At 55.8% G+C, this 12270-nt stretch carries 7 protein-coding genes and 1 riboswitch; all 7 genes read left to right on the forward strand.

Translation table 11 applies throughout. The annotated features are described in order from the left end of the window. Positions 1-47 precede the first annotated feature (47 nt). The 7 genes from RYZ27_RS12940 (at position 48) to RYZ27_RS12970 (ending at position 12244) form a co-directional block, all read left to right on the forward strand. Complete coding sequence (locus RYZ27_RS12940; RefSeq protein WP_406679936.1) at positions 48-1805, forward strand: autotransporter assembly complex protein TamA; 1758 nt, start codon at positions 48-50, stop codon at positions 1803-1805. Further along, positions 1805-5920: a translocation/assembly module TamB domain-containing protein gene (locus RYZ27_RS12945; RefSeq protein WP_406679937.1), complete on the forward strand. Its 4116-nt coding sequence runs from the start codon at positions 1805-1807 to the stop codon at positions 5918-5920. The genes RYZ27_RS12940 and RYZ27_RS12945 overlap by 1 nt, the downstream gene beginning before the upstream one ends. Before the next feature lie 69 nt (positions 5921-5989). Beyond that, a riboswitch (cobalamin riboswitch) is annotated at positions 5990-6181 on the forward strand. 157 nt (positions 6182-6338) lie between these two features. Next, on the forward strand, positions 6339-8177 hold the full coding sequence (locus tag RYZ27_RS12950; RefSeq protein ID WP_406679938.1) for a TonB-dependent receptor plug domain-containing protein: 1839 nt from the start codon (positions 6339-6341) through the stop codon (positions 8175-8177). A gap of 81 nt (positions 8178-8258) precedes the next feature. Continuing rightward, positions 8259-9026: an ABC transporter substrate-binding protein gene (locus RYZ27_RS12955; protein WP_406679939.1), complete on the forward strand. Its 768-nt coding sequence runs from the start codon at positions 8259-8261 to the stop codon at positions 9024-9026. Further along, positions 9023-10015, forward strand: coding sequence for a FecCD family ABC transporter permease (locus RYZ27_RS12960; RefSeq protein ID WP_406679940.1), 993 nt, complete (start codon positions 9023-9025; stop codon positions 10013-10015). Before RYZ27_RS12955 ends, RYZ27_RS12960 begins: the two co-directional genes overlap by 4 nt. Then, a complete protein-coding gene (locus RYZ27_RS12965) occupies positions 10008-10769 on the forward strand; it encodes an ABC transporter ATP-binding protein (protein WP_406679942.1) in 762 nt (253 codons plus the stop codon). Before RYZ27_RS12960 ends, RYZ27_RS12965 begins: the two co-directional genes overlap by 8 nt. After that, a complete protein-coding gene (locus RYZ27_RS12970; protein ID WP_406679944.1) occupies positions 10766-12244 on the forward strand; it encodes a cobyric acid synthase in 1479 nt (492 codons plus the stop codon). Before RYZ27_RS12965 ends, RYZ27_RS12970 begins: the two co-directional genes overlap by 4 nt. Positions 12245-12270 lie beyond the last annotated feature (26 nt).

Genomic DNA, 12270 nt, shown 5'->3' on the forward strand with positions numbered 1-12270 from the left:
CCGGGCCTTGCAGTATGAATGCGAACCAGCTCGGACAGATACAGATCATGATCAGACAGTTTTCTCTTTTGGCCGCCGCTGCCTGCATATGTGCTTTGCCTGCGCAGGCCGATCCGCTACGTATTGTCAGCGAAACGGCGTCTGAAGAGCTGCAATCAGAGTTACGCTCAGAGCTGGCCGAAGATGCGGACTTTGAAACTGTTTTTGAAGCCCGACGTCATGCCATAAGGACAGCCGAGCGTGCCAAGAATTATTTGAACTCCCGCGGATACTTCTCCCCGGAAATAGACTATAGGGTCGATACGAGTGAGCCGCCTCAGATCCAGCTAAGAATAGAACCCGGGCCGCAATATACTTTTGCGGCAATTACTGTCGATACCGGCGAAATGGCCCTTTCTGATGAAGCAAAAGCTGCCCTGAGCGCGGTAAGGACGCTCACACCAGGAGATGTTGTTCTACCAAGCGCTGTCCTGGCCGAAGAAACAGGTTTGGTAGTTGCTCTGAAGACGGCTGGCTATGCAGACGCCAAACCTTTGGAACGCTCCGTGATCGGTGATCGTGAAGCCGGAACCCTGGATCTCAGCTACAGGATCAATTCAGGCCCACGCATTCGTTTTGGAAAGGTCATCTACCCCAAGACAAGTCGTACCCGGCATGAATATCTCGATCGCCTGATCCCTTTCGAGCAGGGTGAACTTTACACGCCGCAAAAGATGGCAACCCTGTCCCGGCGCCTGAACGCGACCAGACTGTATCGCCTGGCGAGCGTTCAATTGTCTGAGACAGCCACCGACACAACGCCAGAAGGCGATGAGGTGCGTGATGTTATCCTGCAGCTGGAAGAAACAGAGCGCTATACCCTGACCACCGGAGCAAGCTTTTCAACCAGCGAAGGCCCCGGCCTGACAGCGGGCCTGATTAGTCGCAATACAACACAGCGTGGAGACACGCTGACGGCAGCCCTGACACTTGCTACTCTGGAACGCGCCTTCAATATCGATTGGCGTATTCCTAACGTGACGGCGTTTGATCGCACACTCGTCTTGTCCGCCGATATTGGCCGGGAAGAAACAGACGCATTCGATCGAGACGCCATCACCCTTACCGGGGCTCTGGAAATCCGTTCATCACGGCATTTGACCTATGCTTTTGAAGCCGGGAGCGAGTTCACACGGGAAGAAGACGCTTTCGAGCAGCGAGACCAACAGATTCTGAGCACTTCTGTAGGTGTTCGGTTGGATTACGCTGATGACCCGCTTGATGCGACAAGCGGATGGCGAGTCGATGCGCGAGGCGAGCCTGGCTTGGTGCTTGGCGACCGACAGACGCAATTCTTCTCATTGAATGGGCAGGTGAGCGCATATCAATCCCTTGATCAGGCCAAACGCCTTGTTGCCGCCGCCCGAATTCGCAGCGGTTTTGTCTTTGGCGCAAGCCTTCCCGACTTGCCAGTTAGCAGACGGTTCTTTGCTGGCGGCGGCGGCAGCGCCCGCGGCTTTGAATATCAATCTGTTGGCCCAGAGGATGCAAACGGAACACCCACAGGCGGGCGAGGGTTGCTCGAGGTTTCTGGTGAGTTGCGCTGGCGCAGAGATGAACCGCTCGGCTTCGTCGCTTTTCTTGACGGCGCAAGCGTCAGCGCGGATCAAGGCCTGGATTTTGAAGACATAAGGTATTCGGCGGGACTTGGGGTCAGATATGACACGCTTGTTGGCCCAATACGCCTGGACCTGGCGACCCCAATCGACCCGCGGCCCGGCGACGACACTGTGCAAGTCTATATCAGCATTGGTCAGGCCTTCTGATGCAAGTCTCTCTGCCTTCCGCGCGGACATTCCGGCGCATCGCCTTTGGCGTTTTCCTGAGCGTCCTCGCGCTCATCGTCCTGCTCCGAATTCTGGCGGCAACACCGATTGGGCGCGGCTTGGTTGAATCGCGCTTGGAGGCAATGTCCATTCGGGGACAAACCATCGATGTAACCGGACTGAAAGGGGATATTCTTGGCCGCATGTCGATTCAGCACCTGAGCATACGTGATCATGATGGCGTATGGACCAAGGCGACCGATATAGAACTCTCATGGACGCCCCTTTCCCTGTTGTCAGGACATTTTCAGGCCAAGGACATTGGCATCTCTCAACTGACCGTCGCGCGTCGACCACACCTTGCCCCATCCGCACCCTCAACATCATCAGGAAACAGTTTCCTGAACCGCTATACGGTGCAAAGCCTCTCGCTTGATGAGATTGAAGTATCAGAAACGCTTACAGGCTTCCCGCAAGCTTATGCATTATCTGCGGCAATGGATACGCGCCGCGAGTCAGGGCATTTGACATTCGACCTGATGCCTTTGGGTGATTATGGCGACACCGCGAATATTAAGCTCATTTGGGGTAAGGCCAAGCCTCTACAGGGTTTCGTCAGGTTGTCAGCCCCCGCTTCGGGACTGGCTGCATCCCTCTTGCAGACCCCCGCAGGGCAAAATCTGTTGCTAACTATCGAAGCCAGCGGGGCGGTGTCAGATTGGCAGTTGATCGTCGCCGGGTCCGTAGGCAACCAGACTGCACTTGACCTTACAAGTCGCCGCCAAGACGGCACCTATACCGCTAAGGGTTATGTTTCGTTTGAGGCGCTTGGGCTTTTGGAGCCTCTGGCAGCGCGCCTAGGTCCGCGTCTGAGCTTTGAAGGCGCCCTCAACAGAGAGCGTAACCTTTCAGCGAGCGTTTCAGCCGATACTGTCAACATGCGTGTCGCGGGCGATCTCAACACCAGCAAAAACAATTATAGTCTGGAAAACTTCACCCTCTCGCTCTCAGACATTGATGCCGCGCGCCTGACTGGGACCCCCACTCTCGTTCTGCCTGATCTGCATGCAAATGGGCGCCTTGAACACTCAGAGACACAACAGGCCTTCACAGGGACCCTCACCGCTCCTGAATTGCGATATCAGGAATATGCCGCTTTTGATCTCTCAAGCGTTGGCACACATGCTTTCAACCGTCACACAATTACGCTTGCCACACAGGTGTCCACCCGCGCACTCGACGGCTTGCCTGACAGCACACAATTTGTCCTCAAAGGCCCTTTGAGCGCCCATCTGGAGGCGGCCTTCAACCTGCACAAGCATGAAGCCGACATATCCCATCTTGAGCTGCGCAATGCCGCTTTAGGGGTCTCAGCAAAAGGTGAGCTTTCAATGGCTGGCCCTGTCAGTTTGTCAGGGGAGTTGAGTGTGTCCGATGGCCTTCCGATCGGCCCCGTGAATGCAACATGGTCAGTTGGCGGTAATGCGCTCTCAACTGCGCAGCTCGATGTAAATGCTCTAATTGAACTGGCTAGTCAGCCGCAAACCATACGTGAGCTTGTTGGTGAAAAAGCGCAGCTGGGCCTTAGCCTTGCGCATGAGCAGGAAGCGCTCATCGTTAAGTCGCTAAACCTCAAGAGCGACCGAATAAGCGGAAGAGCAAGAGGGCTCTTGCGGCACGGAAACATCATACTCAGTGGTCAGCTCACATCCGCACCCCTGCAAGTCGAAACTCTTGAAACCGGACAGATTAGCAGCGCCTTCGAAATTTCCGGTCCCGTTGCAGCACCACAGATAGAGATCACCGCCAACACTCCCGAAATAAGTCTCTCAGGCGAAACACTCCACGCGCTCAGCTTGAATGCGGGTTTATCCTTAGCCAAAACACCGACATTTTCGCTGGAGGCAGACGCCGATTACGCCCAAGCACCGTTACAGATTACCGCTGAAGGGCGCTACGCAAAGGCACTGGTCGAGGTCACAACTTTCAATGCCGCTTGGACTGACTTCGAGGCCTCAGGCCAAGGCAGTCTAAACCCATCCGACCCAAACCTGTCTGACCTGACCTTGTTGATAACAGGAACCTCACCCTTCGTTGGGAAAATAGACGGGCAGCTTCTTTACGCGAACCAAGCTCTGAAAACCGACCTCTCAATTCAGAGCGCGCGGCATGGAGCACTGGAGCTTGAACGTGCCCATCTGGACATGAACGGTGTCTGGCCACAGTTTGAGGCATCGCTCCAGTATGAAGGTCAGGCGACCCTGCTGGATCAGGAGCATGCTATTTCGGGGCATCACGACTTACAATTGAACGCGGAAACTCGCCTCGCGAGGATTGAGGGCTCGTTGATGCTTGCCGAAGAGGTTCTGAACCTGTCTCGCCCGATAGAAATCGCGCTAGCAGACGGATTGACAGCCCAGGGTCAGCTCTCGGCTTTCGATGGACTGGCTGACTTCTCCTTGAATGTTTCCGGGCAAGAGCGCTCTCATCTTTCAATCAGTGATGTCTCAATGGTAAAGCTTGGATACTTCATCCGGCGGCCTGCTCTGTTTGGCAGGCTGGATGGAAGCGCGGAGATCATCCTGACCGATCAGACTGTGAACGGCCAGGTCGCAGCCACAATAGCAAACCTTGCCCACGGCACATCTGAGTCGCCAACCATAGATATCGACTTGTCAGCACAGATCACAGACAACCAACTTACAGCCGAATTGCACAGCAGAAATACAGATCGCACATTAGACTTGATCGCCCGCTTAACGACTGACCTGCAAACGGCGGGCACGCTGCCATCAATGCGTCTTGCAGAAGACGCCCTGATACCGATCAGCATAAGCGGCGGCGGCCCTGTTTCATCACTTTGGGCACTTGCGGCCCCACCGGAGCTGAGACTCGAAGGCAATCTTGATATGCGTGTCAGCAATGGCGCTGGCGAGAACTTACGTTTCGCTGGCCCCATAGCGCTTAAAGAGGGCACCTTTGAAGACGGCCTGACAGGCCTGCACCTCCAAAATATTGGAATCGACGCATTCCTGAGCCATCAGGGCATCGAAGTTCAAAACGCCTTTGCCAATGGGGCTCGGAATGGCACGCTCGAAGCTTCCGGCTTGTATAGCTTTGACGGCAGCGGCTCCGTAACCCTAAAAGCGAGCCAACTATCTCCCTTACGGCGCTCTGACATCTCTGCAACGGTCTCAGGCAGTGCTTTTGTCAAGCGCCGCGCACGACGCACGCATATTGAAGGTCAGTTTGATATCGACAGAGCCCGGATTGATTTATCGCAGCTCCAAAACGGAGGGTATACGACCCTTGATGTGGTTTTTGAGGACGACTTAAATGGCCAGAACGGCGAACCTGTCAGACGAGAAGCTGTATCCCTTGATCTGGGTGTTTCAGCCAATCGTGGGATCTTTGTGACCAGGCCAGGAATTGAATCCGAGTGGGGGCTGGATGTAAAAGTCACCGGACCTCTTGGTGACCCCCAACTGGTTGGGCGCGCCACAATGATCCGCGGTGAAGCGAACCTGCTTAATCGTCAGTTCCGTTTCTCAGAAGGCCTTGTGCGATTTGTCGGAGACCCGGCTGACACACAATTGCTGATTCAAGCAGACCGCACTGAGGATGGAATGACGACCTCAATCTCTCTGAGCGGCGATCTGACGGACCCTGAAATCTCACTTGGCGCCGACCCACCTATGCCGGACGATGAAATCCTCGCACGTGTTCTGTTTGGACGCTCCCCAAGCGAGCTAAGCCCTCTGGAAGCGGCCCAACTTGCTGGGGGCGCGGCACAGCTCGCCGGTGGAAATGGTCTGGACCTCACAGGGCAACTGCAAGCCGCGACGGGGCTGGATCGCCTGAACTTTGGCCTTAACGATGAGGGGGCGGCAACCCTCTCAACCGGAAAATACCTTGCTGAGGATATCTATCTCGAAGTCGAATCCGGAAGTTCAGGGGCTCCAGCTGTAGCGCTAGAATGGACGCCTTTGGAGAATGTTGCGGTCGATGCCGAGATTGACCCGGAACTAGGTCCGAAATTCTCCATTCAATGGAAGCGCGACTTTGATCGGCTACCCGGGCAGGCGCAGGATAAGGCAGAACAAAGCGCCGAGTAACACAACGCGAGGAGCCTGCCGGAACAAACTGTTTGACGCGAAGACTGATTGACAGTTTTTCGCATGCGCAGCATAACGCCGCCAGATGGTGCCTCTATAACAGGAGGCTAAGAGGGAAGCCGGTGTAAATCCGGTGCTGTACCCGCAACTGTCAACCGGGAGTTGATGGCCACTCAAGCCACTGGAGCAGCTTGCTCTGGGAAGGCGGCCTAAGACGCTGATCGGTGAGCCAGGAGACCTGCCATCGCGTCGTTCGTCCGGAGACCGGGAAGAGTTCTCAGCGGGCGGGAAGGCAGATTGCCTCTCCTTTGAAACGACACTGGAAAAGGCCTGGCCGCCCGCATGCACCGCCATGGGGCCAGATGTCGTTATCAGTGCGCCTCTACCAACGGGCGGCAAGGCGCTGAGGGGTAACCCCATGTTTTACAAAGCTGCACTGTTGAGTGCTGCCGCAATTTCAATCTCTGCTCCTGCCCTCGCGCAGGACGAGGATACAAATCAAACTACACTGGACACCGTGATCATAGAAGGCTCGCGCTTGAACCAGACAGCCACCGAGATCGGCTCAAGTGTCACCATTATTACGGCTGATGATATTGACCGGCTTGGCTATGACTTTGCTCTGGATGCGATCGCTGCAGCCCCTGGTGTCACAATCAATTCCAACGGAGCTTTCGGCGGTGTTGCAAGTGTCCGTATACGCGGCGCAGCCACCGCGCAAACCCTCGTCCTCATTGATGGTGTTCAAGTGAATGATCCAACTTCACCAGCGGGAGGTTTTGATTTCGCTCGCCTTGATACCGAGAATATTGAGCGGATCGAGATCCTGAAAGGTCCACAATCTACCCTTTGGGGGACAGACGCAATTGGGGGGGTCGTTTCAATTATCACCAAACGTCCTGAAGAGGGCCTGGGCGGTAGTGCCTTTGGCGAGTATGGCTCCTTCAACACATTCCGCGGTGGTGCGTCTATTGGCAATGCCAATGATATGGGTGACTTTCGTCTCGCCATAGTCGGCACATCTTCAGATGGCATTTCCAAAGCTGATGAAGACAATGGCAATACCGAAGAGGACCCTTATGAGGCTCTGACCCTATCTGCCAAAGGTGGGCTGAATCTCGGGCAGGATGTAAGGCTATCGGCCGATATTCTCTGGTCAGATGCCGAGAACGATTTCGACTCGTTTTCCGCAACTGGACAAGGCGGTGTTGCTGATGGTGACGTCTCCAATCAAACCGAAGAGCTCTCTGCCAATGTCTCTCTGACCGCGCCCCTGTTTAACGGACGTTTGGATAATCTTCTCTTGATTGGCTATTCTGAGATTACGCGGCAAAACTTTTTTGCGGGCGCTCAAACATCGGAAGCCGAAGGGGAACGGGTTATTTTCCGCTATCAAGGCACGCTGGATATCAATGATCAGAATACATTGGCTTTTGGGGCAGAGCGCGATGAGTCGACATCTAATAGGCTGGATGCCTCAATCGACGGTCTATTTGCCGTCTACGAATTCAAGCCTGTGCAAGCATTGACCCTGACAGGCGGCCTTCGTGTGGATGACCATGACGCGTTTGGCAGCGAAACAACAGGCCGCATCGCTGCCGCCTACAACCCCAATAAACAGATTACCCTGCGGGCGACATGGGGACAGGGCTTCAAAGCCCCAACCATTTTCCAGACCACTTTTTTCTGCTGTGGCGCAACGGCACCAAATGCGGATTTGCAGCCCGAAACTTCAGAAGCCTTTGAAATTGGCCTTGATTGGCGTTCCACAGATGGGCATGCAGAAGCCGGGATTACCTTCTTTGATCAGGACCTAGAAAACCAGATCGACTTTGATGCCGGCACTTACTTCAACATCGCCGAGGTGGAATCACAGGGCTTTGAAGTCTATGGCGGTTATCAGTTCACAGATTGGCTGACCGTCACAGCCAATTATGCCAACATCAATGCCGAAGATGGCGATGGGGACGAGCTTTTCCGTATTCCAGAACATAGTGGCGATATAACGTTTGCCTTTGATCCTGAAGGACCATTCTCGGGTAGCGCCTTGGTCCGTTACAATGGTGAAGAGCGTAACACGAATAACACCACGCTCGACAGTTGGACCCGTGTTGACCTTGCTGGCAGCTATGATGTCAGCGAACGCGTTGAGCTCTTCGCCCGGATTGAGAACCTGTTTGATGAGGATTACCAGCAAATTCTAGGCTACGGTACACCAGACCTCTCTGGCTATATTGGCCTGAGATTGCGGTACTAGGCGATCATGTCGAGGCTGGTTGTTCTGCTTCTGAGTTTGAGCCTGATGGCATGTGGGGCCATAACGTCCCCAGACGTTACCATGCCCGAACGACCGATGCGGATCGTCAGCCTCGACTATTGCGCGGATCAGTATGTTCTGAAACTTGCTGATCGCGAGCAAATTCTGGCCATTTCTCCCGATGGCGTGAAATCATTCTCTTACATGCGTGAGGTGGCTAAGGGCGTACCGACGGTTCGCTCTATCGCCGAAGATGTTCTGGTGCTGAAGCCTGATCTGGTTGTGCGATCCTATGGCGGTGGTCCGAATGCTATGGCGTTTTTTGAAGGCGCTGGCATCCCCATGCTTCAGGTCGGTTGGTCCTCTAACCTCAACCCGGAAGGGCAAGGCTCTATCCCAGCCGTCATCGCTCAAATGGCTGAAGGGCTCGGACAGGCCGAGCGCGGAAACGCGCTGATCGCAGAGTTCCAGACCCGTCTCAATACGGTTCAAGCCAGACGGGACAAACGATCGGCCCTTTACATGACGCTCGCGGGGGTCACGAGCGGGCCTGGCTCTCTGATCCATGAAATGTTGCAGGCTGCAGGGCTCACAAACTTTCAAGAAGAGGCCGGCTGGCATTCTCTGCCACTTGAGCGCCTCGCCTATGAACAACCCGACATCATCGCGGCGGCCTTCTTCGAAAGCGCAGCCCGCTCTCCCGACGCATGGAGCGCCTCGCGGCACCCGATCGCACGTCGGCAATTGTCAAATCAAGCCGTTATCCCGCTTGAGGGCGCGTGGACAGCCTGTGGTGGATGGTTTCTGATGGATGCTGTTGAAGCACTTGCGGCAGGGACAGAGCCATGAAAACCAATATCTGGCTCACACCAATCCTTTTTATGGCAAGCCTACTCGCCATCTTTGCCGCCTGCCTCCTTGGCTCAACTTCACTCGGCATTGATCGCGTTCTCACAGCCCTCTTTGGCGGCGGCGAAGTCGGGGACAAGCTCGTTGTCTGGTCGATCCGCCTCCCCCGCGCATTGGCTGCCTTTCTGGTCGGGGCAATGCTGGGCCTGAGTGGCGCAGCGCTGCAGGGTCTATTGCGCAACCCGCTGGCTGAGCCCGGCGTCCTCGGCGTCTCGGCAAGCGCCTCCCTGCTGGCAACATTTTCAATCTATTATGGTCTGGTTGCGCTGAACCCGTGGATACTCCCGCTTGCCGCCATTTCCGGCGCCCTTGTCGCAACCGGGGTTCTGGCGCTTGCCGCGATCCGAACCCATTCTGTCGTTACGCTCATCCTGATTGGGGTTGGCCTGTCCAGTTTTGCAGGGGCTCTGATGAGTCTGTTGATGAATCTCGCGCCGAACCCGTTTTCGCTCTCGGACATGATCAACTGGATGCTGGGTTCTGTCGCTAATCGCAGCTTTGATGAAATTGGCTTTGCTGCCCCGTTTATGCTGGCCGGAACACTCATCTTGCTAGCTTCCCGGCGAGGATTGTCGGCGCTGACTTTGGGTGAGGAGGCTGCAAGCGGGATTGGCCTGAACCTGCGTCATCAGCGTATTCTGGTCGTTCTGGGCGCTGGACTGGCCACTGGGGCGTCTGTTGCTTTGGCAGGGGCCATTGGCTTTGTTGGTATTGTCGCGCCACATATCATCCGACCCTTTGTCGGGCATGACCCTGCCCGCTCACTCATCCCTTCAGCCCTGTTGGCTGGCCTTATTCTTGTCCTTGCAGATATCGGCGTCCGCCTGATGCCGACAACCAATGAGTTGAAACTCGGCGTCGTAGCCGCCCTGATTGGTGCCCCAGCCTTCATCTGGATCGCCATGCAGAAGCGAGGCGTCCATGACTGATCTTGTCATCAAAGACCTCAATGTGGATGTGACGGGCAAAGCGCTCGTCAAGAAAGCTAGCCTGAGCGTGGCTTCCGGTGAGCTCGTTGCGCTGCTCGGGCCAAACGGGGCCGGTAAGACCAGCCTGATCCGAGCCGCATTAAACCTAGAAAAAGCGAGCACGGGAACAGTCACAATATCCGGGCAGGATGCAAGAGCGCTAAGCCCAGCCGAGCGCGCGCGCAAGGTTGCCTACCTGCCCCAAAGTCGCCCGCTAGCCTGGCCGAACCGCGTTGAGGATATTGTCTCTCTTGGACGTTTCAGTCACGGTGCCAGTCTTGGGCGACTGAGCCCCGCCGATGCAACAGCGGTCGCCGCAGCAATGGGGGCCTGTGACATCACCCATCTGGCAAACCGCCGCGCTGACACCCTTTCTGGTGGAGAACTGGCCCGCGTCCATTGCGCTCGGGCCTTTGCCGCCCAAGCCCCGCTCCTGATCGCTGATGAGCCAATTGCAGCCCTCGATCCACGCCATCAATTCCGGATCATGGACCTTATCCAGCGCTTCGTGAGCGATGGCGGCGGCGCTCTGGTCGTCTTGCATGATATTCAGTTAGCCGCGCGTTATGCCTCGCGTCTGGTCTGGATGAAAGACGGTCGTATTCTCGCTGATGGCCCACCAGAAGAAACTCTCACGACATCGCGCTTGGAAGACGTCTACGGCGTGAAAGCCGTGATCGAGAATGGACGTGTCCTCATGGACGGTGCGCTGTGACTGCCAAAGCCCTTATGTTGCAGGGCACAGGCTCGGACGTTGGCAAATCAGTGCTTACCGCCGCGCTCTGCCGTATTGCAAAACGGCGAGGATTATCCGTTGCGCCATTCAAACCGCAGAACATGTCCAACAATGCCGCTGCCTGCGTTGGCGGTGGCGAGATTGGCCGCGCCCAAGCCTTGCAAGCGCTCGCTGCCGGGCTTGAACCACATGTCGATATGAACCCGGTCCTGCTGAAGCCACAAAGTGATACCAGCGCGCAAGTCATTGTTCACGGACACGCCATCGATCAAATGGAAGCTGCGGATTATATGGCCGGGCGCGATCGCCTAATGGACGCCGTTATGGATAGCTTTCAGCGCCTCACGAGCCAACATGACCTCGTCATTGTCGAAGGCGCAGGCAGCCCCGCAGAAATCAATCTACGTGCCCGCGATATTGCAAATATGGGTTTTGCTCGCCATGCCGGTGTACCGGTCTGCCTGATTGGTGACATTGAGAAAGGCGGCGTGATCGCAAGTCTTGTGGGCACGAAAGCCGTCCTTGACCGGGGCGACGCTGCCATGATCCGTGGCTTCATAGTCAACAAGTTTCGCGGCGACCCAAGCCTGTTCGATGATGGTATAACCGCGATAGAGTCTCGCACAGGCTGGCCCTGTTTCGGCGTGATCCCGTGGCTCACAGCAACGGCGACTCTCCCCGCTGAGGATGCTGTGATCCTTGATCGGAAGCAAACAGCAGCAAAAGACACGCTTAAGATTGCCGCGCCCATGTTGTCACGCATGGCCAATTTTGATGACGCCGACCCGCTAAAGCTTGAACCGGGTGTGTCGTTCCAGTGGGTTCCGCCCGGCCAACCGATCCCCCGTGACAGCGATGTGATCATTTTGTTTGGCACCAAATCGACACTTGGCGACCTCGCCTTCTTGCGCGCACAGGGCTGGGATCATGACATACTGGCTCATGCCCGCACGGGCGGACGCGTTTTAGGTATTTGCGGCGGATACCAAATGCTAGGCACACAAGTCTGGGACCCACATGGCACGGATGGACTTTCAGGCTCCGCTGAAGGCCTGGGCCTACTGGATGTCCACACCATCATGACCACTGACAAGCACATCACACAAACCTCTGGTCTTTGCGCACTAACGGAGCAGCCCGTCACGGGCTATGAAATCCATTTAGGTGAGACGATCGGTCCAGATACGGCTAATCCTATGGTGATCCTAAACCATCACCCTGAGGGGGCCCGTAGTACCAACGGTTTGATCGAAGGCACTTATCTGCATGGAATATTTGCAAATGATATGTTCCGCCAAGCCTGGCTCTCCCGTGCCGGAGCATCTGCCCAGATGGATCTTGCATATAACCATGCCGTAGAACACGCCCTTGATGCGCTTGCCGAAGACGTCGAAGCTGCTCTTGATGTTGATGCCTTACTCGCAATGGCGCAGAATCCCGGATGGTGCGGATAAGGCCTCGAGCAAGCGTGCGTTCAACC

This window comes from Hyphomonas sp. FCG-A18 (genome assembly GCF_045287255.1).
Lineage (GTDB): Bacteria > Pseudomonadota > Alphaproteobacteria > Caulobacterales > Hyphomonadaceae > Henriciella.